General features: G+C 37.8%; 19 protein-coding genes and 1 riboswitch. Of the genes, 17 read left to right on the top strand and 2 right to left on the bottom strand.

The window, feature by feature from the left end; genetic code table 11:
• Positions 1 to 105: 105 nt before the first annotated feature.
• The 15 genes from pgsA to QDN89_RS04520 all read left to right on the top strand — a co-directional run bounded on the left by pgsA (position 106) and on the right by QDN89_RS04520 (position 18489).
• The gene (gene pgsA, locus QDN89_RS04590) at positions 106 to 684 is read left to right on the top strand and encodes a CDP-diacylglycerol--glycerol-3-phosphate 3-phosphatidyltransferase (protein WP_280768912.1); all 579 of its coding nucleotides are present in this window, start codon (positions 106 to 108) and stop codon (positions 682 to 684) included.
• 26 nt (positions 685 to 710) lie between these two features.
• Positions 711 to 1973 (top strand): competence/damage-inducible protein A, encoded by a 1263-nt coding sequence (locus tag QDN89_RS04585; RefSeq protein WP_280768911.1) that lies wholly within the window; start codon positions 711 to 713, stop codon positions 1971 to 1973.
• Positions 1970 to 3553, top strand: a complete 1584-nt coding sequence (locus QDN89_RS04580; protein WP_280768910.1) for a DEAD/DEAH box helicase — start codon at positions 1970 to 1972, stop codon at positions 3551 to 3553. The genes QDN89_RS04585 and QDN89_RS04580 overlap by 4 nt, the downstream gene beginning before the upstream one ends.
• A gap of 171 nt (positions 3554 to 3724) precedes the next feature.
• Entirely contained in the window at positions 3725 to 4807 is a 1083-nt protein-coding gene (gene recA, locus QDN89_RS04575; RefSeq protein ID WP_280768909.1) for a recombinase RecA, read from the top strand.
• A gap of 345 nt (positions 4808 to 5152) precedes the next feature.
• Positions 5153 to 6715 (top strand): ribonuclease Y, encoded by a 1563-nt coding sequence (rny, locus tag QDN89_RS04570; RefSeq protein WP_280768908.1) that lies wholly within the window; start codon positions 5153 to 5155, stop codon positions 6713 to 6715.
• Positions 6716 to 6962: 247 nt separating this feature from the next.
• A complete protein-coding gene (locus QDN89_RS04565; RefSeq protein WP_280768907.1) occupies positions 6963 to 7757 on the top strand; it encodes a TIGR00282 family metallophosphoesterase in 795 nt (264 codons plus the stop codon).
• A 397-nt stretch (positions 7758 to 8154) separates the two neighbouring features.
• Positions 8155 to 8415 (top strand): stage V sporulation protein S, encoded by a 261-nt coding sequence (locus QDN89_RS04560; RefSeq protein WP_280768906.1) that lies wholly within the window; start codon positions 8155 to 8157, stop codon positions 8413 to 8415.
• A gap of 477 nt (positions 8416 to 8892) precedes the next feature.
• On the top strand, positions 8893 to 10650 hold the full coding sequence (locus QDN89_RS04555; RefSeq protein ID WP_280768905.1) for a 2-oxoacid:acceptor oxidoreductase subunit alpha: 1758 nt from the start codon (positions 8893 to 8895) through the stop codon (positions 10648 to 10650).
• Positions 10637 to 11503, top strand: a complete 867-nt coding sequence (locus QDN89_RS04550) for a 2-oxoacid:ferredoxin oxidoreductase subunit beta (RefSeq protein WP_280768904.1) — start codon at positions 10637 to 10639, stop codon at positions 11501 to 11503. The genes QDN89_RS04555 and QDN89_RS04550 overlap by 14 nt, the downstream gene beginning before the upstream one ends.
• 194 nt (positions 11504 to 11697) lie before the next feature.
• Positions 11698 to 12543, top strand: coding sequence for an STAS domain-containing protein (locus tag QDN89_RS04545; RefSeq protein ID WP_280768903.1), 846 nt, complete (start codon positions 11698 to 11700; stop codon positions 12541 to 12543).
• Between the two features lie 334 nt (positions 12544 to 12877).
• Entirely contained in the window at positions 12878 to 13918 is a 1041-nt protein-coding gene (gene tdh / locus QDN89_RS04540; protein WP_280768902.1) for an L-threonine 3-dehydrogenase, read from the top strand.
• A 33-nt stretch (positions 13919 to 13951) separates the two neighbouring features.
• Positions 13952 to 15130, top strand: coding sequence for a glycine C-acetyltransferase (locus QDN89_RS04535; RefSeq protein WP_280768901.1), 1179 nt, complete (start codon positions 13952 to 13954; stop codon positions 15128 to 15130).
• Positions 15131 to 15254: 124 nt separating this feature from the next.
• Positions 15255 to 16802: a tRNA (N6-isopentenyl adenosine(37)-C2)-methylthiotransferase MiaB gene (gene miaB / locus QDN89_RS04530; protein ID WP_280768900.1), complete on the top strand. Its 1548-nt coding sequence runs from the start codon at positions 15255 to 15257 to the stop codon at positions 16800 to 16802.
• Positions 16802 to 17227: a YlbF/YmcA family competence regulator gene (locus QDN89_RS04525; RefSeq protein WP_280768899.1), complete on the top strand. Its 426-nt coding sequence runs from the start codon at positions 16802 to 16804 to the stop codon at positions 17225 to 17227. The genes miaB and QDN89_RS04525 overlap by 1 nt, the downstream gene beginning before the upstream one ends.
• 137 nt (positions 17228 to 17364) lie before the next feature.
• Positions 17365 to 18489, top strand: a complete 1125-nt coding sequence (locus QDN89_RS04520; protein ID WP_280768898.1) for a M14 family metallopeptidase — start codon at positions 17365 to 17367, stop codon at positions 18487 to 18489.
• Positions 18490 to 18539: 50 nt separating this feature from the next.
• On the opposite strand, the gene QDN89_RS04515 is transcribed toward QDN89_RS04520, so the two are convergent.
• The gene (locus QDN89_RS04515; protein ID WP_280768897.1) at positions 18540 to 19895 is read right to left on the bottom strand and encodes a TrkH family potassium uptake protein; all 1356 of its coding nucleotides are present in this window, start codon (positions 19893 to 19895) and stop codon (positions 18540 to 18542) included.
• 91 nt (positions 19896 to 19986) lie between these two features.
• Positions 19987 to 20649: a potassium channel family protein gene (locus tag QDN89_RS04510; RefSeq protein ID WP_280768896.1), complete on the bottom strand. Its 663-nt coding sequence runs from the start codon at positions 20647 to 20649 to the stop codon at positions 19987 to 19989.
• 61 nt (positions 20650 to 20710) lie between these two features.
• Positions 20711 to 20869, bottom strand: a riboswitch (cyclic di-AMP (ydaO/yuaA leader).
• A 548-nt stretch (positions 20870 to 21417) separates the two neighbouring features.
• On the opposite strand from QDN89_RS04510, the gene QDN89_RS04505 reads away from it, so the two are divergent.
• Both QDN89_RS04505 and mutS read left to right on the top strand, forming a co-directional pair.
• Complete coding sequence (locus QDN89_RS04505; protein WP_280768895.1) at positions 21418 to 21990, top strand: outer spore coat protein CotE; 573 nt, start codon at positions 21418 to 21420, stop codon at positions 21988 to 21990.
• A 329-nt stretch (positions 21991 to 22319) separates the two neighbouring features.
• Positions 22320 to 24974, top strand: a complete 2655-nt coding sequence (gene mutS, locus QDN89_RS04500) for a DNA mismatch repair protein MutS (RefSeq protein WP_280768894.1) — start codon at positions 22320 to 22322, stop codon at positions 24972 to 24974.
• Positions 24975 to 24979 lie beyond the last annotated feature (5 nt).

The following is a 24979-nucleotide window of genomic DNA, read 5'->3' as shown; positions in this document are numbered from 1 at the left end:
CATTTTTACCTCTTCTATTCGCAATATGTTGCCCTTTTTGATAAAATTGAATAGGTCTCATCATACATAAAGAAAATGAACATTATTAAGTAAGGAGGGTCAATTATGAATATTCCAAATCAAATTACTATTTTAAGAATCCTATTAATCCCTGTATTCATGGTGTTTTTACTTGTTCCATTTACATGGGGAGAAATTGTTATGTTAGGGGCAGAGATTCCTCTTCATCACTTTGTTGCAGCAATTGTGTTTATTATTGCAGCATCTACGGATTGGTTGGATGGCTATTACGCAAGAAAACACAATCTCGTCACAAATATGGGGAAATTTTTGGATCCACTTGCAGATAAATTACTTATTACAGCAGCATTTGTTGGGCTTGTAGGGTTAGATATGTTTCCAGCGTGGGCAGCTGTTGTCATTTTAAGTCGAGAATTTGCCGTTACAGGTCTTAGACTTGTTGCATCTGGTGACGGTGAAGTTATTGCTGCGAGTATTTGGGGTAAATGGAAAACAGTCAGTCAAATAGTTGCAGCGGCAGCGATTTTGTTACATAACATTATTTTTGAACTAATGTCTATTCCATTTGATACGATCATGATTTACGTTGCGGTGATTTTAACGATTTTTTCTGGCGTTGATTATTTCATAAAAAACAAACACGTCCTTAATAAATCACTGTGAAAATCATGAAAGGTGGATATTAGAATATGAATGCTGAAATTATTGCAGTTGGTTCGGAATTGCTACTTGGTCAAATTCAAAACTCGAATGCAACTTATCTGTCTGAACAATTATCATCTGTTGGTATCAATGTGTTTCACCATGTAGTAGTAGGGGATAATCCTGATAGGTTGTCAAATGTGGTGAAGTCAGGACTAGATCGCTCCGATTTAATCATCTTTACAGGTGGTCTGGGTCCAACAAAAGATGACTTAACGAAAGAAACGGTTGCGGATGTTACTGGGAAAGAATTAGTATATGACTCGGAAACTGAAAAGAAAATTGAATCATATTATGTTCAACGAGGCCAAACCATGACAGATAATAATCGTAAGCAAGCCATGGTACTTAAAGGTGCTAAAATACTACCCAATGATCAGGGAATGGCTTGCGGAATGGTTATCTGGCACGAAAAGAAACTAATGATTATGCTTCCGGGTCCACCGAGTGAACTCATCCCAATGTTCAAAAATTACGTTATGCCTTTTTTAAAAGAAGAGTTAACGTTTCATGAAGAAATTCAATCAAAAGTTCTCCGTTTTTTTGATATTGGCGAATCTCAGCTTGTAGAAAAAGTGGATGACTTAATTGAGCAACAAACCAATCCAACGATTGCTCCTTTAGCTTCGGCTGGAGAAATAACGCTTCGGTTAACGGTCAAGGGAGCAGACAAAAAGGATAACAGAAAACATTTAGATCAATTAAAAGAAAAGATCCTTGATCGTGTTGGGGCGTTTTATTACGGAGAAGGAGAAGATCAGTTAGCGGAAATTCTCTTTCAACAATTGCAAGCAAGAAACTTAACGATATCGGCTGCCGAAAGTCTTACTGGAGGCTTATTTTCGACAATATTAACAGAACAATCAGGGGTCTCAAAAGTTTTTACGGGCGCAATAATATGTTATAGTGATGCAGTAAAGCAATCTGAATTAGCGATCCCACAAGATTTGTTGCAGACGGAAGGAGCTATTAGTTCCGCATGCGCGAAACAGATGGCAATCAATGTAAAAGAAAATCTTAACAGTGACGTAGGCATTAGTTTCACTGGTGTTGCAGGTCCTGAATCATTAGAGGGAAAAAATCCAGGAATCGTATATATTGGTATTGCAACAAAAAACAATGTGGTAACCCATCAGCTTCAACTTGCAGGAAGTCGAGAAATGATAAGAGAGCGATCTGTGAAGTACGGGTTGTATTATTTAATTCAATGCTTACGTAAGGAAAAGGAAAAGGTGGATGAAAAGAAATGATGAATTTTGAAGAATTTGGTATTTCAGAGGATACAAAAAGAGCAATTAAAGAAATGGGATTTGAAGCTCCATCTCCGATTCAAGAAAAAATTATTCCGGAAATCTTAAATAAACGAGACGTCATCGGACAGGCCCAAACAGGGACAGGAAAAACAGCAGCTTTTGGTATCCCGCTATTAGAACACATTACAGATGAAAAACATGTACAATCATTAATTTTAACTCCTACGAGGGAATTAGCTATTCAAGTAGCAGGTGAATTGCAAAAGTTATCAAAATTTAAAAATGTTCAAACGTTGCCTGTGTATGGTGGTCAATCGATCGGACATCAAATTAAATCGTTGAAACGTGGGGTGGAAATAGTTGTCGGGACTCCAGGTAGAATTTTAGATCACTTAAACCGAGGCACGCTTAAGTTACAAAACATTCATACCTTAATATTAGATGAAGCGGATGAAATGCTAGATATGGGATTTGTGGAAGACATTGAAAAAATCCTCCAAAGCGTGAACAGTAATCGGCAAACGATGTTATTCTCAGCAACAATGCCACCTCCAATTCGTAAACTCTCAAATAAATATATGAATCAGCCTAAACACGTTACAATTAGCAAAGGAGACGTTACTGCTCCTTCCATTAACCAGGTTTACTATAAAGTGTTAGAGAAAAACAAACTAGATTCACTTTGCAGGGTCATCGATAGTGAAACAATTCACTTAGGGATTATTTTCTGCAGAACGAAAAAAGGTGTTGCTGAATTAACAGAAGCTCTTCAAGCAAGAGGATATAGAGCAGATGGTCTTCATGGAGATTTAACACAATCTCAGCGAGACATGGTCATGAAGAAATTCCGTGAATCATCCGTTGAATTCTTAATTGCTACAGATGTTGCAGCTAGAGGTATTGATGTACAAAATGTTAGTCACGTGATTAACTATGATATTCCACAAGATCCTGAAAGCTACGTTCACCGAATTGGGCGGACTGGTCGAGCAGGGAAAGATGGGATAGCACTAACGTTGGTTACTCCTAGAGAAATGAAGCACCTTCGTTCTATTGAGTCACAAATTAAAATGACAATCCCATCTCGAAACCTTCCATCAGTCGAAGAAGTTGTTGAAAAGCAACAACATGTATGGAAAGGACAAATTATTGACTTGATTGAAAATGATGAAGAAGAAATGAGTCTTTATGATTCGTTAGTCACCGATCTGCTTGCTCAGTATTCTCCTGAAAAAGTCGTGACATCTCTTATGAAGCTCGCATTTTACAGCAGAGACGATATGAATGATGATGGGTATGATTTTGGTGAAACAGGTGCACAAAAAGGAATGACACGATTCTTTATAAATGTTGGAAGAAACGTTGATCTTACTCCGAAAAAACTAGTCGATGAGGTATCACGACTAGTCGGTATCAACGCAAAGTCTGTTGGGAAAATTGATATTTTTGAAAACTTTACGTTTATGGAAGTACCAGAAGAAGTGGCGCCATTTGTCTATGAAGGTTTAAAATATTCTCGCGTAAGCGGAGCGAGAATTAATTTGGAGCCAGCTAAACCACGACCGAAAAGAAAATAAAAAAATAGTTAAAAATAAATCCGCCTTTCCCTTTGACAAGGCGGATTTTTAAGACTATAATAATAAGCGAACGAATGTTTGCAAAGTGTCATTTGATTAACGGTTAATTGTGCAGTGGTTTACGGAATAATAATAGAAATTATGATTCATATATAAAGGAGAGATTGTAGAATGTCAGATCGAAAACAAGCGTTAGATATGGCTTTAAAACAAATTGAAAAGCAATATGGTAAAGGGTCCATTATGAAGTTAGGAGAGCATGCGGGACAACGTGTTTCAACCATTTCAAGTGGAACACTAGCGTTGGATATTGCTCTTGGAGTAGGTGGGTATCCTCGAGGAAGAGTTATCGAAGTATACGGCCCTGAATCCTCAGGTAAAACGACTGTTGCATTACATGCGATTGCAGAAGTACAGCGCAATGGAGGGCAAGCAGCATTTATAGATGCTGAGCACGCTCTTGACCCAGTATACGCACAAAATCTTGGAGTTAATATTGATGAATTACTCCTTTCACAACCTGATACAGGAGAACAAGGATTGGAAATTGCTGAAGCCCTTGTTCGCAGTGGAGCAGTGGATATCGTTATCGTTGACTCCGTGGCAGCCCTTGTTCCGAAAGCAGAAATTGAAGGAGAGATGGGAGATAGCCACGTTGGACTTCAAGCACGTCTTATGTCTCAAGCCCTTCGTAAACTTTCTGGAGCAGTGAGTAAATCGAAAACAATTGTTATGTTTATCAACCAAATTCGAGAAAAAGTTGGTGTCATGTTCGGGAATCCGGAAACAACACCTGGTGGTCGTGCCCTTAAATTCTACTCTTCTGTTCGTTTGGAAGTAAGAAGAGCAGAAGCTTTGAAACAAGGAAACGATATTATGGGTAATAAAACAAAGTTAAAAGTTGTTAAAAACAAAGTCGCCCCTCCATTTAGAACTGCTGAAGTAGATATTATGTACGGACAAGGAATTTCACGAGAAGGGTCTATTCTCGATATTGCATCGGAGTTAGATATTGTCGTTAAAAGTGGTGCATGGTATTCCTATAACGAGGAAAGAATGGGGCAAGGACGAGAAAATGCGAAGCAATTCTTGAAAGAGAATGTCGATATTGCTAACGAGATTGATATAAAGATTCGAGAGTATCATGGTTTATTAGGGGCAAAAGAAGTACCTGCTGAAGAAGTTCCTCAAGACGGTAAAGATAAAAAGGATAAAAAAGGCGCAAAAGTTGAAGATAAATTAGATCTTAAATAAGAACGAAAGTTGTAAAAAACCAACAGATGATCTACTCTTTTGTTGGTTTTTTTATAGTTTTTAATTTTTAACTTTTGTGACCTACTAGCTGTTTTTTTATCTCAGTTATAATCATTGTTCACTTAGACAAATAACGATTTCCTTTTCTTGTGGAAGCCTTTGGCAATGCTTGACATTATCGTCAATGAGACATACAATTAGTGAGAATACTGCATTAAACGACTGTTTATTTGAAAGTCGTGCTGGATGTACAAGGAATGCTTTATTTATGTAATGTTTTTGAAAAATGAAAAGAAAAATGAATGTTGTTCTACCAAAGAAATAGCACGAGGAGGTGAATCAGTCTTGGATCTGATCTTACAAATCCTCATTTTGCTATTCACTGTAGTAATCGGTATCTTGATTGGATACTTCGTTCGCAAATCTATCGCAGAAGCTAAAATCTCCAGTGCAGAGGCTCTGGCTCGACAAACGGTTGAAGATGCTAAACGAGAAGCGGACTCCAGTAAAAAGGAAGCGATCTTAGAAGCGAAAGACGAAGCCCATAAACTTCGTATGGATGCTGAAAAAGAAGTCCGTGATCGTAGAAACGATGTTCAGAAGCAAGAGAACCGGTTGGTTCAAAAAGAAGAAGTTTTGGATCGAAAAAGTGAAACGTTGGACAAAAAAGAAGAGACTCTTGAAAAACGCGAAGAGCGATTGTCAAAACGTCAACATGAAATCGACGAGATGAATAGCAAAGTCGAGGAAATAGTCAATCAACAAAAACAAGAATTAGAAAGAATTTCTGGTTTCACAAAAGATGAAGCAAAAGAAATTATTATGAAAACAATTGAAAATGAACTAACACATGAAAAGGCTGTTCTCGTAAAAGATTCTGTAACGAAAGCAAAAGAAGAAGCTGATAAGAAAGCGAAAGAAATCCTTTCGTTATCTATTCAAAGATGTGCTGCTGATCATGTGGCAGAAACTACTGTTTCCGTAGTAAACTTACCAAATGATGAGATGAAAGGTCGCATCATTGGTCGAGAAGGACGAAACATCCGGGCTTTAGAGACGTTAACGGGCATTGATTTAATTATTGATGATACACCAGAAGCAGTCATATTATCTGGTTTTGATCCGATACGTCGAGAGATTGCGAAAACCACTCTTGAAAAGCTTGTCCAAGATGGTCGTATTCACCCAGCTCGAATTGAAGAAACCGTTGATAAAGCAAGAAGAGAAGTTGACGAATTAATTCGTGAGTACGGGGAACAAACGACATTTGAGATGGGAATTCACAATTTACATCCTGACTTAATAAAGATTTTAGGTCGATTGAAATTCCGCACAAGTTATGGACAAAATGTGTTGAAACACTCTGTGGAAGTAGCTCATCTAAGTGGTATTATGGCAGCAGAATTGGGCGAAGATGTTCAATTAGCCCGTCGAGCAGGCTTATTACATGACTTAGGTAAAGCAATAGACCATGAAGTGGAAGGAAGTCACGTTGAAATTGGTGTCGAACTAGGCACGAAATACAAAGAACATCCAGTTGTCATTAACAGTATTGCCTCCCACCATGGTGACACAGAAGCAACATCTGTGATTGCTACATTGGTTGCTGCTGCAGACGCATTGTCGGCCGCTAGACCGGGAGCAAGACGCGAAACATTAGAAACATATATTAAGCGTTTAGAAAAATTAGAAGAAATTTCCGAATCCTTTGAAGGCGTAGAAAAAACATATGCTATTCAAGCAGGACGAGAAGTTCGCATCATGGTGAAACCTGATTTTATAACCGATGAAGACTCTTATCGGCTTGCAAGAGATATTACGAAAAAAATTGAAGATGAACTTGATTACCCTGGTCACATAAAAGTGACAGTCATTCGTGAAACAAGGGCAGTCGAGTATGCAAAATAAAGTGGTGCTTCTACCACTTTATTTTCATTTCTAGACTTATTAATCCAGTTTAGAACATCTTTTTCTAAACATAATTTGAATTTTTCAGTAAAACATAAAAAATAATTTAAGTTACTAGTTCTAATAACAATTGGTTCTTTCTTTGACGTAATGAATGTAGATGAAAAGTAACTCATCAAAGCGTAAGAGAGTACTTATTTTACGATTATTTAGAGCGAAGAGCCTTAATATAAAGGAGTATGATCCTATGAAAATTATATTTATCGGAGATATTGTTGGATCTCCTGGAAGAAATGCATTAAAAGAATACTTACCTAAAATCAAATCGAAATATCGTCCTGATATTACGATTGTAAATAGTGAAAATGCAGCTGCTGGAAAAGGATTAACCAAAAAAATCTACCAAGAAATCCACCAAGCTGGCGCAGATATTATGACAATGGGTAATCACACATGGGACAAAAAAGACATATTTGAATTCATTGACGATGTTCCTAACTTGATTCGTCCTGCTAACTTCCCAGAAGGAAATCCTGGTAAGGGATATGTTATTAAAAAAGTAGGCAACAAAAAAATTGCTGTGATCAATGCTCAAGGGAGAACATTTATGCCTCCGATTGATTGTCCATTCAAAAAACTAGATGAGATTGTTAAAAAAGTAAAAGAAGAAACACCATTTATTTTTGTGGATTTTCATGCAGAAGCAACTAGTGAGAAACAAGCAATCGGGTGGTATTTAGATGGGCAAGTATCTGCAGTTGTTGGTACCCATACGCATGTGCAAACAGCTGACGAACGAATTTTACCAAACGGAACAGCATATATATCAGATGTAGGAATGACAGGTCCTTATGATAGTATTTTAGGAATGGACCGAGATGTCATTATTCAACGTTTTTTGACGAATTTACCAGCAAGGTTTGAAGTGACTTCAGGAAGGGAACAATGTAACGGAGTCGTGATTCAGTTGGATAACCAAACTGGAAAAGCAACAAAAATTGAACGCATCCATATTAATGATGAACGGCCCTTTTTTGATTAGCATATTATAAATCACGAGTCATATGATATCGTTGATAAACCTCTTCCCCCTCAATGCTATATAACTAAGGGAAAAGGGAATAATAGGTAAATACTTTATCAATGTTCGTTCATTCATTACCGATCTCTATGAACTTTGTGAATGAACACTCCTCAGCTCTCCAAATGCTAATCAAAACAACGAGACCTTTATCAGTGTGGATGATCGAAGTCGTACGATTTTCAAAAAAGTATATATTTTAAGTTTGAGATATATACAAAAAGAGGTAATGTCATATAACCATATGAACATTCACCAAATGTATGAACTTCATTATCTTCATGATCGCGATGTTTGTATGGACATGTGTTTGGACAATCCACTAACTATATTCAATAATCCTTAAGGAGGTACTGAAATGGAAGTATTAAAAGTTTCAGCAAAATCCAATCCAAATTCTGTAGCTGGTGCATTGGCAGGAGTTATTCGTGAAAGAGGATCCGCAGAAATTCAAGCTATCGGTGCAGGTGCTTTAAATCAATCAGTAAAAGCAGTAGCTATTGCCCGTGGGTTTGTTGCCCCTAGTGGAATTGACCTGATTTGTATTCCGGCATTTACCGATATACAAATCGATGGTGAAGAACGAACAGCGATTAAATTAATTATCGAACCTAGATAGTACCTTTTAACTCGGCAGATATTTTCTGTCGAGTTTTTGTATGAAAAGCTTAAATAATGGCGTTTTTGTAAGACTGGTCAACATTCAATTGCTCGAATAAAGGTTTATTTTGGAAATGGAAAGACGATTTACTGAAACTAAATAAAAATATAGAATTTTCATGCTTTAAGTAATTGTGAAAGTTATGTTACAATATAAACGTACGAATGAAAGTGGTTTGAAAACGCTTACTTATTTAGTTTCCACAATTTTTATTAGCTTCTTTATCAACATGTTTTCATGTGATTTTTCTAAATAAGTCCTTAATAAGGCTATTGAAAGTCGAGGTGTTTCATACACGTTCGGTTAGAAAGTTTTACGTTACATCATAGAGTTACATAAATATAAGTTTACTTTTATGAATGTATTCACATTCACATGAAGACAGATCGACTGTTTGAAAAACTTCATTGTCAGATTACGAAGGGGTGTAGTGAAATGATTAATCAACTTTCATGGAAAGTTGGAGGTCAGCAAGGCGAAGGAATAGAAAGTACAGGGGAAATTTTTTCGATGGCGTTAAATCGTCAGGGGTATTATTTATATGGTTACCGTCATTTTTCTTCCAGAATCAAGGGAGGACATACGAATAATAAAATTCGAGTGAGCACATATGCCACGAATTCTATTTCGGATGACTTAGATATACTTGTAGCATTTGACCAAGAAACCATTGATGTGAACTGCCATGAATTAAGTTCCGGTGGTGTCATTATCGGTGATAGCAAGTTTGGGCCTAAATTACCTGAAGGTGTAGATGCCAAGTTGTTTTCTATACCATTTACGGAAATGGCTACAGAATTAGGTACATCTCTAATGAAAAACATGGTTGCAGTTGGTGCTTCTGCGTCACTCATTGGTGTCAGTACAGATATTTTTCAATCGGTCGTAGAACAAATCTTCTTGAAAAAAGGAGAATCTGTTGTTTCTAAAAATATGGAGGCAATTCGAGCTGGGGCAGAATATTTTGACAAGGAAGCAGCAGGAAAAGTTGGCGATTTTAAATTAGATCCAGCAGATGGTCAAAATAGACTATTTATGATTGGTAATGATGCTATAGCACTTGGTGCGCTTTCAGGAGGAGCAAGGTTTATGCCTGCTTATCCAATCACACCAGCATCAGAAATCATGGAATATTTAATTAAAAAACTACCTGAATATGGTGGAACTGTTATTCAGACAGAAGATGAAATTGCAGCATGTACGATGGCGATTGGTGCTAACTATACAGGTGTTCGTTCGTTAACTGCTTCAGCTGGTCCTGGCTTATCTCTTATGATGGAAGCCATTGGCCTTAGTGGTATTACGGAAACACCATTAGTAATCGTAGATACTCAGCGTGGGGGACCTAGTACAGGACTTCCAACAAAACAAGAACAATCCGATATTTTTGCTATGATTTATGGAACTCATGGTGAAATTCCAAAAGTAGTCATGGCACCTTCGACAGTAGAAGAAGCATTCTACGACACAATTGAAGCATTTAATATCGCGGAAGAATACCAAGTGCCAGTCATTATTATGACAGATCTAGCATTATCATTAGGTAAACAGACAGTGAACCCACTAGATTTTGAAAAAGTAAAGATTCGCCGTGGTAAACTGGATACGTCGGAAGAACTTCCTGAATTAGATAAAGGCGTTTATTTTAAGCGATATGAAGTAACGGATGATGGTGTATCTAAACGAGTAATTCCAGGTATGAAACATGGGTTACATCACGTAACTGGTGTGGAACACAATGAACAAGGAAAACCATCTGAAAGTCCAGAAAACAGAGTAGCGCAAATGGATAAACGAATGAGAAAACTGAATCCATTAACGACAAAGTTCCCTGAACCGATTTTTAAAGATGAGAAGCACGATGATGCAGATCTTTTAGTCATCGGCGTGAACTCCACAAGAGGAACCATTCAAGAAATGCTTCCACGTATGGAGCAAGATGGAATCAAAGTCAATCATGGTCAGATTAGACTATTGCATCCTTTCCCAACGGAAGAATTACAAGGAATGATTGATAAAGCCAAAAAAGTAGTTGTTATTGAAAACAATGCAACTGGTCAAGTCGCTCAATTAATTAAGATGAATAATAAAGTAGACTCGGTTGAATCTATTTTGAAATATGATGGAAACCCATTTTTGCCAGCAGAAATTCACAACGAATGTAAGGAGTTGTTTGTACATGGCAACCTTTAAGGATTTTAGAAATAATGTAAAACCAAACTGGTGTCCAGGATGCGGAGATTTTTCTATACAAGCTGCTATTCAGCGAGCTGCAGCAAATGTAGGGACGATCCCAGAGGAATTGGCAGTTGTATCAGGTATTGGTTGTTCCGGACGAATTTCAGGTTACATTAATTCCTATGGCCTTCACGGGATTCATGGCCGCTCGTTACCGATTGCGCAAGGCGTGAAGATGGCTAACCGCGAATTGACCGTTATCGCTTCTGGTGGAGACGGTGATGGATTTGCCATTGGTATGGGTCACACCATTCATGCAATTCGTCGAAACATCGATGTGACTTATATCGTAATGGATAATCAAATTTATGGACTAACAAAAGGTCAAACGTCTCCTCGAAGTGAGATGGGCTTCAAAACAAAGAGTACGCCGGCTGGTTCCATTGAAACATCATTAAGCGTCATGGAAATGGCTCTTACAGCAGGTGGAAGTTTTGTAGCACAAAGCTTTTCTAGTGACCTAAAAGAATTAACATCGTTGATTGAACAAGGAATCAACCATAAAGGGTTCTCACTAATTAACGTCTTCAGTCCTTGTGTTACATTTAATAAAGTGAACACATACGACTGGTTCAAAGAGAACTTAACTTCTTTATCAACGATTGAAAACTATGACCCGAACAATCGCATGCAAGCGATGAACACGTTAATGGAGCACGACGGGTTAGTAACAGGTCTTATTTATCAAAATAAAGAAAAACCGTCATACGAATCACTGGTGAAAGGTTTTAGAGAAGAAGCACTATCCTCTCAAGATATTTCTCTTGAAAAAGACCAATTTGACCAGCTCGTTGGAGAGTTTATGTAAAAGAAAAAAGCACAACTATCTTTCCGTAAAAAAGGCGCCCAACTGGGTGTCTTTTTTATTTTTACCAAAAGTTATGTTTAGAAATATCGCATAAAGAGAATATGGATGAAGATATATGAGACTAACCTGAAAATAGTTTCGTTTGAATTTTTCGTCAGAATATCCGTTGGGTTAATAAAAGGGTGGGGACTGAAATGAATTATAATAAAGAATTGTATAATTATTTAATAAGTAACGTTCAGCGTCTCAGTGATGAGTGGTATGAAAGATTAGATAAAAGTGCATCATCTGGAGTTTATGCTTCTAGTGATCCTGCAGTGATTCAACATTTAAAAAAGCAAAATAAAGAATTTCATTTAAGATTTTTCGAAGTATTTAATAAAGATGAGTCAGAATTTCTTATAGGATTAGAAGCGTGGATTATCGAAGTTGCATTAGATGAGGAACACTTGCAAACTCCTTTACATTTAATTCTTCAAGAATTCAACAGAACACATGATCAATATGTGCAATTAATCGATGAATTCGTTGAAACGGTTCAGGATGAATACGGTTTTAAGGAGATATTAAGCTGGTATCGTCTTGTAGATAAAACATTCAATGAGATTTCAGTTTGGTTTGTTCAAGAACACACGAAAAATGCAGAGCAAAGAATTGAAACGCAACATGATTTAATTATTGAACTGAGCTCTCCTGTTATTTCTCTTAATCGTCATGTAGCGTTACTTCCATTAGTTGGAGATATTGATTCTACGCGTTCAAAAGTAATATTAGAAAAAACGTTAGAACAATGCTCTCGAAATGGAGTGAATTACTTATTGTTAGACATATCTGGAGTAGTGAAGATAGACGAAAATGTTGCCGAAGAATTGATGCAATTAATTGATTCGTTAAAATTAATTGGTGTTACGACAACTTTGTCAGGACTGAGACCGGAAATAGCACAATCGGCTGTTAAATTAGGGCTGACATTTGATAACATTTCGATTAAATCGTCGCTTTCGGATTCCATAAAGTTTAGAGAATTTGCTTTAGAATAAATAAGTAAGTGTCAGCTTTTACTCTTGCGTTTCTTCCATCGGAAGAAACGTTTTTTTTATCATTATTAATAATGAATGTATTGTAAACAAACATTTAACTATTATCCTAAAGTGTCATCCTCCTCAACCATATGTTTAAACAATCCCTTTAAATTTTTTTTGAAGAAATTTTCTCTCACAGTCAATTGTCCTCAAGAGATGGACAGTGTTATTTACGGGGACATTTTTGCGTGCTAAAATAGATTGAGAGAACGAAGATGACGATTTCTATTAAGGCATCAAACTACGCATAAATAAACCGTAAATGAGGCGAAATGTTTGAAGGGGTGATGACATGGACGGTAAAATGAAAGCGATTGTAAAAGATCGGCGAGGTCCTGGAGCAACGATGAAAGAAGTGCCTATTCCACAAATTGGATATCAAGATGTGCTAATTGAAGTAAAAGCAACATCTATTTGTGGAACGGATTTACACATTTATACTTGGGATGAGTGGTCACAAAGCAGAGTGAAACCACCTTATGTATTTGGTCATGAATTTGCAGGAGTTGTTGTAGAAAAAGGGGAATTAGTTAACAATGTTGAAGTAGGAGATCACGTTTCTGCAGAGACACATATTGTTTGTGGTCATTGTCCCCAATGCATGACTGGGCAAGCACATATATGTGCCAATACAGAAATTATTGGTGTCGATCGTGACGGATGTTTTGCCGAATACGTGGCATTGCCAGCTGAAAATATGTGGAAAAATGATCACGACTTATCTTTTGCGGAAGCGAGTGTACAAGAACCATTTGGGAATGCTGTTCATACTGTATTAGCTGGGGATGTGGTTGGTAAAACAGTTGCCGTTATTGGGTGTGGACCGATTGGAATCATGGCTGTAGGCGTCGCCAAAGCGGCTGGAGCAGCGCAAATCATAGCATTTGATTTAAACGATTATCGATTAGATCTTGCAGAAAAAATGGGGGCAACTCGCACCGTTAATTCATTACATGAAGACCCGCTAGATATCGTACGTAGTTTAACGAACGGTCAAGGAGTCGATGTCGTTTGTGAAATGAGTGGTCACCCAGTCGCCATGGATCAAGGGTTTAAAATGGTAACAAATGGTGGAAGAGTATCCATACTGAGTCTTCCAGTAAAACCAGTATCCATTGATATAACGAATGACATTGTTTTCAAAGGAATAACGGTTCAAGGAATTACGGGTAGAAAAATGTACCAAACATGGCAACAAGTTGCTGGTCTTCTAGGTTCAGGTCAGGTAGACTTGAAACCGATGATCACGCATCACTTTCCACTAGAAGATTTCGAAAAAGGATTTCAGTTAATGATAGAAGGAACATGCGGAAAAGTAGTTTTGCACCCTTAGCAATGAACTACTAAACTGAGGAGGAGATGAAGAATGAACGGATTTGAATACTTAGAAGAAGAATTGCAAGAGATGAGAGAAGAAGGCGTATTTCGGACACTCGTGCCTTTAGAATCAGAGCAGTCAGCGAAAGTTGTCATAAATGGGAAAGAAGTCATTCAACTTTCATCTAACAATTACCTAGGTTTTGCTGCACATCCACGTATGAAACTTGCCGCAGTGAAAGCGGTGGAACAGTTTGGAGCAGGGACTGGATCAGTCAGAACGATTGCTGGAACGTTTACGATGCACGAAGAATTCGAACAAAAATTAGCGAGCTTCAAACATACAGAAGCAACACTTGTATTTCAATCAGGTTTTACTGCCAATCAAGCGGTATTAGCTTCGCTTTTAACAAAAGAAGATGTCGTTATTTCCGACGAATTAAATCATGCGTCCATCATTGATGGGATTCGATTAACAAAAGCAGCAAGAAATATTTATAAGCACGTCGATATGGAAAGTTTAGAACAAGCATTAAGAGATACCCAAAACTATCGCAAGCGTCTTGTTGTAACTGATGGTGTATTTTCGATGGATGGGAACATAGCACCTCTTCCAGAAATTGTTGCCCTTTGTGAGAAGTATGATGCGATCATTATGGTTGATGATGCCCATGCAAGCGGTGTGTTAGGTAGAAATGGTCGTGGAACGGTAGATCACTTTGATTTGAACGGTCGAGTGCATATTCAAGTTGGTACGCTTAGTAAAGCAATTGGTGTACTGGGTGGTTATGTTGCAAGTACACAATCTGTGAGAGATTACTTGATCCATAAAGGTCGTCCATTTTTGTTTACGACATCTCAACCACCAGCAGTGACAGCAGCTTGTTCGGAAGCAATTGATATTCTGCTTGAAGAACCAGAACGTATTGAACGTCTTTGGGAAAATACGAAATATTTCAAAGCAGGTTTAAATAAACTTGGTTTTGACACAGGAAAAAGTGACACGCCAATCACACCAGTTGTAGTTGGTGACGGTGCAAAAGCTCATCAGCTCTCTGACAAACTATTAGAATACGGTGTTTTTGCCCAAGGAATTGCTTTCCCAACTGTTCAAAAGGGGAAAGCGAGAGTAAGAACGATTGTCACAGCTGATCATACAAAAGAGTTATTAGACGAAGCATTGGCTGCGTTTGAAAAAGCGGGAAAAGAATTAAGGATCATTTCATAGCATGTTCGAAAAAGGCAGAGGTAGTCTCCTCTGTCTTTTCCATTGGAATCTAGGTTGTGAAACGGTAGAAAACCCTTTATAATAATAGGTTGTGGGAAATATAATAAAGGAGATTGATGAATATATGAATGAAGAACAGCGTAAACAGCAAACGCAAGCAGTGGAGGGACCTTCTTCTGCGGACAAAAAATCCGGCCAGAACAAGGATTACTCCCAATATTTCCAAACAACGTTCACCCGTCCTGACTTGAAACAGGCGAAAAAACGAGGGAAAGAAGACGTTTCTGTCCACTATGACTTCGATATTCCTGAAGACATGAAAGGGATTGGAAAAGGGAAGAAGTTTTTGATTCGCACATACGGGTGTCAAATGAACGAACACGATTCAGAAAACATGGCTGGTATTCTATTAAGCATGGGTTTTGAATCAACGTCTTTAACAGAAGAAGCCGATGTGATTTTATTAAATACGTGTGCCATTCGTGAGAATGCAGAAAACAAAGTGTTTGGTGAAATTGGTCACTTAAAGCCAATGAAACTTGAAAAACCAGGATTGATCGTTGGTGTATGTGGATGCATGTCCCAAGAAGAATCTGTCGTTAATAAAATTTTACAAAAACATCAACACGTGGACTTGATTTTTGGAACACATAACATTCATCGTCTACCTGAACTACTGAAAAACGCCATTTTCGAAAAAGAAATGGTCATTGAAGTATGGTCCAATGAGGGTGATATCATTGAGAATATGCCTCGTGCTCGTAAAGGACAAATCCAAGGTTGGGTTAACATCATGTACGGCTGTGACAAATTCTGTACGTATTGTATCGTTCCTTATACGAGAGGCAAAGAGCGAAGCCGTCTTCCGGAAGATATCATTGAAGAAGTGCGTCATTTAGCTAGGAATGGCTATAAAGAAATTACGTTGCTCGGTCAAAATGTGAACGCTTATGGAAAAGATTTGGTTGATGTCAATTACGGTCTTGGGGAACTGATGGATGATATAAGAAAAATAGATATACCACGTGTCAGATTTACGACAAGTCACCCACGTGATTTTGATGATCATCTCATCGAAGTTTTAGCAAAAGGTGGCAATCTTGTGGAGCATATTCATTTACCTGTGCAAAGTGGAAATAATGAGGTGCTCAAGTTGATGGCTCGAAAATATACACGAGAAGAGTACATCACGCTTGCGAACAAAATTAAAAAAGCGATTCCACACGCATCGTTTACAACGGATATTATTGTTGGATTTCCGAACGAAACGGAAGCGCAATTTGAAGATACCCTTTCGCTTATGAAAGAAATGGAATATGATAGTGCCTATACGTACATTTATTCACCAAGAGAAGGAACTCCTGCAGCTAAGATGGAAGATAATGTATCTGAAGAAGTGAAAAAAGAACGTCTACAGCGATTGAATGCGATTGTTAACGATCTTTCAGCGAAGAAAAACCAAGCTTATACTGGTAAAGTTGTCGAAGTTTTAGTTGAAGGGGAAAGCAAGAAAAATCCAGATGTATTAATGGGTCGAACGAGAACGAATAAATCCGTCAACTTCCGAGCACCAAAATCGGCTATCGGGCAATTAGTGAATGTTAAAATTACCGAAGCTAAAACGTGGTCGCTTAATGGAGAAGTTGTAGAAACGGCAGAGGTGAATGCATAATGGGTCAGGAAGAAAAATATTCAAAACCAGAGATTATTGAAAAAGCAAGAGAGCTCGCTTCCATGGTTGTGGAAACAGAAGAAGTAGATTTCTTTATTCGTGCAGAAGGTCAGATTAACGAGCACTTAAAAGTGCAAGAAATCATCGGGAAAATTAAATTATTACAAAAAGAAGCCGTCAATTTAAAGCATTATCAAAAAACGGAAGCATTAAAAGCAACTGATGCAAAAATTGATGCTTTGCAAGATGAATTAGATGAAATACCACTAGTCGTTGAATTCAAGCAGTCCCAGACCGACGTGAATAATCTTTTACAAATGGTAAGTAACACTATATCCAATACTGTGACAACAAAAATTATTGAATCAACTGGTGGAGACTTATTAAAAGGAACAACGACGAAAAGTCCTTTCGGCGGATGTTAATCAAATAATAACTAACGTACCGTATCTTCTTTATAGAAGGTGCGGTTTTTTCATTTGTTTGGCATGATGTTTAATTGAGCCTTTTAAGTGAAATGAGTGATTGTAGTGATATTTTAAGACGGAAGGTGTAATAGGCAATGAAAAAGTATTTCAGTGAAAGTTATGAAGAATCTCGGTCTAAGTTTCGAGAACAGTTGAATAATGCAAAAAAATATTGGCCTAATGCGACTTTAGAAACTTATCATATAGGCAAGGTAGAAAACGACAACACAACTGACATTCTCCATGCAGATGCGATAGAGGAAAACGAACACTTAATTATTATAACAACGGGTGAACATGGCATAGAAGGTTATACGGGAAGTGCCATGTTACACCTATTTATGGAAACGTATTTACCATATATAAATCCAAACACAACGGGACTGCGCCTTGTGCATGCAGTGAATCCGTGGGGGATGAGAAATGGAAGAAGAGTATCTGAAAATAACGTGGACTTAAATAGAAATTATCTAGATGACTGGGATAGTGTTCATAGTAGTTCGGTTGAATTTGACCCTACGTACGAAAAAATCTTTGTTCCATCGAAAAAAATAACGAATGTTACCGAACATAACAAATTATTAGCTGAGCAATTAAAAGAAACATATTCAGTAGAAGATTTACAAAAGTTTAAAAACGCTCCTGATGCACAGTATTCTTATCCAACGAGCATTTTTTACGGAGGACAGGAGTATGATGAACCGACGATAAAATTTAAAACAAGATATTTAAGCTGGGTTAAAAAGTATAATCACCTTCTACACATCGATATGCATACAGGTGGGGAGAAAAAAGATGAACTGACGATATTTTTTATGGAGGATGATGAAAGAACGGAAGAAGAGTTGCAACGAGATCTATCCTTTTCACTTGTGAAAAAAGTATCGGATGAAGACGTTACTGGTGACTCAAAAGACTATCTTCTTGGAAAAACAAAACAGTTCAATCCTAATATAAACCCGACTATTTGTCTTTTCGAATTTGGAACGATCGGTGATTCTTTAATGAGTTTAATTCATTGTACACAAACGATGATCAATGAAAACCAGTTGTATTTTAAAGGAGCGATTAGAAAAGAAGAGGAAGACCAAATCAAAAGCGACTTTCGTGGACTGTTTTACCCGGATGATGAAAAATGGAAGCAGCAAGTGATAGAGAGAGGAAATGCGGGACTTTATGCCGTCTTAACAAGCGAGAACATTTTAGATGTTGCTTATTAAGACGACAGACAAACTAGTCCTTAAGAAAAATAAAGCTGACTAAGTTAAAATTAGCCGATAATAACTCTTTCCTTTGGATAATGGTAAGGTTCAGCAGAAGTATTCCCACGAATAAGAAACAAGAATGAGAAAATTCCAATCCTACCAATAAACATTAACGAGATAATTACTATCTTGCTAGGGGTACTCAATTCTGGTGTGATCCCCATCGATAATCCTGTTGTTCCAAAAGCAGAACTGACTTCATATATAATCTCCATTAAAGGAAATGGCTCCAGATGTGCTAACAAAATTATCGATGATCCCCAAAGCATCGAAGCTACTATAATAACAATAAATGATTTGGTAATATCATCAGCATCTATTTCACGTTTAAATACTTTTATAGATTGTCGTCCTTTTGCAAATGAATAAATGGCTAAAATTGCAATCGCAAATGTCGTTGTTCTTATGCCCCCACCAACACTACTAGGTGAAGCTCCGATAAACATTAATACGCTTTGTACCATTTGAGTGGATAAGGTAAATTCAGCCACATCCATTGTAGCTAAGCCACCATTTCTCGTAGTAACAGACTGAAATACCGAATAAAATAGCGTTTCGTGCCAAGATTTATCAGAAAAGAAATGATTTTTATCAAAAAAATAAATTAATATGGACCCTATGAATGCTAATGCAAAAAATGTAAAAGAAGTAATTTTAGTAAATAAAGAGAAACGAAATTTTCCTTCCTCTTTTTTGTGTAACAGCATCTCTTTTATTTCAAGTAAGACAGGAAAACCAATGGCACCAAATATCAATAGAAGTATATTTATCGTCTGAACAAAATAATCATTAGCAAATGGGGCAAGAGATTCTCCGGTAATATCAAAACCAGCATTGGTAGCAGCGCTCACAGCACCAAAAAATCCTTGAACGAACGCATCTTGCCACGTTGGGAAATAATTAATAAAATATACTCCAAGAATGACAGTACCAATCGCTTCTACAACTAAAAACATGGATAAAATTTGTAGCATAAGGCGAACTAAACCAGAGAAAGTATGTCTATTTTGATCTGTCATGATTAATTTTCTTTCACGAAAGCCAATTTTCCTTCCTAAAATAACCCAAATAAACGTCCCAAGTGTCATAATACCAATTCCGCCAAACTGAAGGATAAAGGCTAAAATAAATACCCCCGGGACACTGAAAGTTTCTGCAGTAGAGACAACGGTCAACCCTGTGACACTGACAGCACTTACTGCAGTAAATAAAGCATCAATGAATGTCCATGTTACTCCTGGCTTTAAAGCAATAGGTAAACTTATTAATATCGTTGATAAAAATACGGCGCCAAAGTAAAATACTACGACCATTTGTACGGATGATAATTTGATTGAATTTAATTTTTTAAACTCCCACATAGCTAGCCCTTCATTCATTTGTTAGTATAACTCACGGTACTTTATAGAGAAAAGTTAGTGGAGTGAGTTTAGTTTTAAATATTCCATTGTTTTACATGTCCACTTCTTCAAATCGTTTAATATCTTTATTATGTCCGATAACAATAAGAAGTTCACCAGCAGTTATTCGATAGTCAGGGTCGGGAGAAACATTAATATCATCACCATTTTTTATCGCTAAAATGGTAATGCCAAAACGAGCTCTAATGTCTAAATCGATTAATGTTTTCCCTTCCAGTTTAGAAACTGCAATTAATTCAACAATGCTGTAATCTGAGGATAATTCGATAAAATCGATCACATTCTCGTCAGACATTTGTTGCGCAACTCTTCTTCCCATATCACTTTCTGGGTGAATCACTTTATCTGCCCCTATTTTTTCGAGAACTTTCTGGTGGTAATTATTTTTCGCCTTAACCCATACATTTTTGATTTCAAATTCTTTTAACAACAGCGTTGTTAATATGCTAGCTTGAAGGTTGTCACCAATAGCGACTACGGCGAAGTCGAAGTTTCGAACACCTAACGATCGCAGAGTTGCTTCATCTGTGGAGTCAGCGACCACAGCATGAGTGACAATCCTTGAGTAGTCATTGACTTTTTGTTCATCCATATCCATTGCTAGTACTTCATTCCCTTGCTCAATTAGCTCTTTACATACACTGCCACCAAAACGTCCAAGTCCGATCACAACAAACTGTCTTTTTTTGTTCATCTTTTCATCTCCAAATAACAAAATAAAAAAGGCCTCTCTTAAAAAGGCCTTAACAATAGGACCTTTCTCTCTAAACGCTTACGAAGTTAGCTGTCGGATTAGGAGGGTGAGAGTCCCCCTTCTTTAACAAGATTCACCCCTAGACAAGTAGTATACCTATTTGTCAAAGTATTGGTTCCTCCGCTTTGTTATTAACAAACAAATTAAGCGATAAAAGGTAATATATATGTAATTATAAGAGTAATTTACTCCTCTCCTTCACACTTGTCAATAATTATTTTTAAAAGGGTGTATAGCACGTCTCAGACCGAATCTTTTAAAAAAGAATGGTAGTTATTATAATAAAATCATATACTCAATCATATTTTTTATAGAGATATCCTTGTATCCTCGGGACTTAGATGGGGTGTAAATGTAATTCATTTAAATTTACGTTTGTCTTTCATCATGTTTTGGAATAATTGGTCATATACATAATTTGAGCTCTCATGATACGAGTATTTCTTAAGTGGATCACTTTCCTGCAAATCATCGCACACTAGTCATTTGTCTTGCATACGATGAAATGTAAATCTTGTAATCTTTCATAATGTTCAATGTTCATAGCTTATTTTGATCCCACGTCAACGAGAGTATCAGTGAATGAGGGAGAGAATAAGCATAGGTGGAAGATTGACTTTCGGTCATAATCAGATTGAGGTGACACGAGTCAAAGAGGAACAATATCCGATAGGTAGAAGTCCACTTTATGTGTGAGGAGGAAAAGCGATGTCAGAATCAGACAAAGATGTACATTACAGAGAAATCATTACGAAGGCCGTTTGTGGAAAAGGGCGTAAGTTTTCCGAAACGAAGCATACGATTACGCCGCAAGATAAGCCTACGAGTATATTAGGGTGCTGGATCATTAACCACAAGTATGTCTCAAAAAAGAAGGGGGATGCAGTTGAAATTAAAGGGACGTATGACATCAATAGCTGGTTTTCGTATTCAGGTAATACGAAAACAAGTGTAGCGACAGAAACTGTTAGCTATACAGATGTGGTCCCTCTTGTCATGCAAGACAGCGATATTTTATCTGAAGATCTTGAAGTGATTGCTCGCACGATCCAACAACCAAATACACTAGAAGCGCTTATCGCTGAAAATGGAAGAGATTTAACGGTCCAAGTGGAAAGAGAGTTCCTAGTCGAGGTCATTGGTGAAACAAAAATCGCCGTACAAGTAAATCCTGAAGGAACATCTGATCAGTGGAATGAAGAGCTGTGGGATGATCCAATTGAAGATGAACAGTTTGAGGATTTAGACCCTAACTTCTTAACGGGAGAGCTAGATGAATAGAACAAAAAGCACCGAGGGAGAAAGCGAGATTTTCTCTCTCTTTTTTTGTATGGAAAATGTTCTGTTATCATAGGATGTTTGCGGAAAGGCTGGGGAGAAGCAGGACTCTTTTAGCTGTGTGTTTTTATTTTAAGCTTAAGGATATATACGAGATTGTTTTAAAGTGTGCTTTCAAATTTTGATACCGTCGAAATGATAAGCTTCATAAGCTCACTGTCTTTTGAATTTTTGTAAGTTTTCTAGCATGAATGAATTAATCAATAGGAGCTCTTGTGATATAATGAATCCGTATTTAAGAAGAATGATGAACTAAAGGTTGGATGATAATTATGGCAACGGTGACACCTATGATGGAACAATATTTACGAATCAAAGCAGACTATGAGGACGCCTTTTTATTTTTTCGTTTAGGCGATTTTTATGAACTGTTTTATGATGATGCAAAAAAAGCAGCAAAAGAACTTGAAATCACTTTAACAGCAAGAGGAAAAGGTGATGCCGGCATTCCGATGTGTGGCGTTCCTCACCATGCTTCTGAACTATACATATCACAACTAATTGAAAAAGGTTATAAAGTAGCCGTATGTGAGCAAACGGAAGATCCAGCTCAGGCAAAAGGGGTTGTAAGAAGAGAAGTTGTACAAATTATCACCCCAGGTACTGTGATGGAAGGCAGAGCCGTTGGAGAAAAGGAGAATAATTACCTCTTGTCGATTACACCGTTTGTAGGTGGCGAATATGGATTAGCCGCGGCGGATATGACAACAGGGGAAATCCTCGTGACGACGATTGCAGACTTTACGGATTTATTAAGTGAAATGACTGGTTTTCGTCCTCGAGAAGTGATCCTCCCAACATCTTTTTCAGAAAAAGAGAAAGAAGAACTAAGAAACAGACTTCGTGTCACTTTATCTTTTGAAGATCACACGGAACCTGTTCCAGAAGGACTACCTCTCGTGGAAGGATTATCTGATGGAAAAATAAAAGCGACATGTTTTCAGCTCATTAGTTATTTGAAACGAACGACAAAACGATCACTTGATCATCTTCAAGCCGCACAGTTTTACTTGCCACAAGAATTTATGACGATGGATGTCCATTCGAAACGAAATTTGGAATTAGTAGAAACGTTGCGAGAAAAGAAGAAACAAGGGTCGTTACTATGGGTTCTTGATCAAACAGGAACGGCTATGGGTGGTCGTATGCTTAAGCAGTGGATCGAGCGACCGTTATTAAACGCTCAAACGATTGAGCAGCGGCATGAACTGGTTGGGAAACTGTTCGATGATTTTTTTGCAAGAGAAACGTTACAAGAGCAGTTGCAAGGCGTGTATGACTTAGAGCGGCTATCCGGACGAGTGGCTTTTGGAAATGTGAATGGGCGAGACTTAATCCAACTGAAAAAATCGTTGGAGAAAGTTCCGGCAATTTTTGAAACGGTTGCGTCATTAAAGAGTCGTTACGGAAAGGCGTTAATGAAAGACGTAGGGGATTGTGAGGATCTTCGCGAGCTGTTAGAAGCGAGCATTGAAGAGAACTGCCCCATTAGCATAACGGATGGAGGACTTATTAAAGAAGGTTATTCCGAGCAACTAGATGAGTACCGTGATGCGATGAAAAACGGCAAGGCATGGATTGCTGCGTTGGAAAAACAAGAAAAAGAGGCAACGGGCATACGTTCGTTAAAAGTCGGCTTTAATAAAGTGTTCGGTTATTATATTGAAGTGACAAAACCTAACTTACCACAGCTTCCAGAAGGCCGTTATGAACGTAAGCAAACGTTGTCCAATGCGGAGCGGTTTATTACAGAAGAGTTGAAAGAAAAGGAAACCTTGATTTTAGAAGCGGAAGAAAAATCGGAAAAGCTTGAATATGAACTGTTTATGAAAATTCGTGAACAAGTGAAACCGTTCATTAGACCGTTGCAACAGCTAGCGAATGTAATTAGTACATTTGATGTGTTACAAAGTTTTGCTGAAGTGGCGGAGCGAAATCAGTACGTGAAGCCTGATTTACAAACAGCAGGAGACGTGGTTATTCGTGATGCTAGGCATCCTGTTGTGGAAAAAATGATCGATGAAGGGATCTACATTTCAAACGATATTGTGTTAAATGAAGACCGAGAGTTGCTGCTTATAACTGGGCCGAACATGGCGGGGAAAAGCACTTACATGCGGCAGTTGGCGTTAATTTCGATCATGGCTCAAGTGGGATGTTATATTCCAGCGAGCGAAGCAAAACTTCTCGTTTTTGATCAAATCTTTACGCGTATTGGTGCTGCTGACGATTTGGCTCAAGGTCAAAGCACATTTATGGTAGAAATGCTTGAAACAAAACACGCCGTATCAAAAGCGACGAGAAATAGTTTGATATTGTTAGATGAAATTGGTCGAGGCACATCAACGTACGATGGTATGTCGTTAGCGCAAGCAATTATCGAATATATTCACGATGAGATTGGCGCTAAAACGTTGTTTTCGACACACTATCATGAGTTAACGACGTTAGAAGCGGCGCTACCTAGACTGAAAAACGTTCACGTCTCTGCAAAGGAAGAAAACGGGAACGTCGTGTTTCTTCATAAAGTGATCGATGGGGCGGCAGATCGAAGCTACGGAATTTATGTGGCTGAACTTGCTGACCTTCCAAAGAAGCTCATATCGAGAGCGAAAACGATTTTAGCGAAATTTGAACAAGATCAGTCAGACATGGAGGACTACAAGACGAAGCGAGCAGCGTCTGGAGAAGAGGCTGATTTGAAAAAAGCGGAAGCTTCCTTTTTCCCATCAAAAAAGAATGATGAACCTGAACAGCTTACGTTATTTGAAGAAGAAGTGATTGCTGCGAAAAAAGAAGTTTCATCTAAAACGAGAGACTATGAAGAAAAAGTGTTGGCAGAATTATCATCGGCAAATCTTCTTCATATGAGCCCGATCGAAGCGATACAAATGTTGGACAAGTTACAGCGGAAACTTAAGCGTTAAGGAGG

The organism is Salipaludibacillus daqingensis (assembly GCF_029891575.1).
Taxonomy (GTDB): domain Bacteria; phylum Bacillota; class Bacilli; order Bacillales; family Salisediminibacteriaceae; genus Salipaludibacillus; species Salipaludibacillus daqingensis.
The sequence above is the reverse complement of the archived record's forward strand: the minus strand, read 5'-3'. Positions and strand labels throughout refer to the sequence as shown.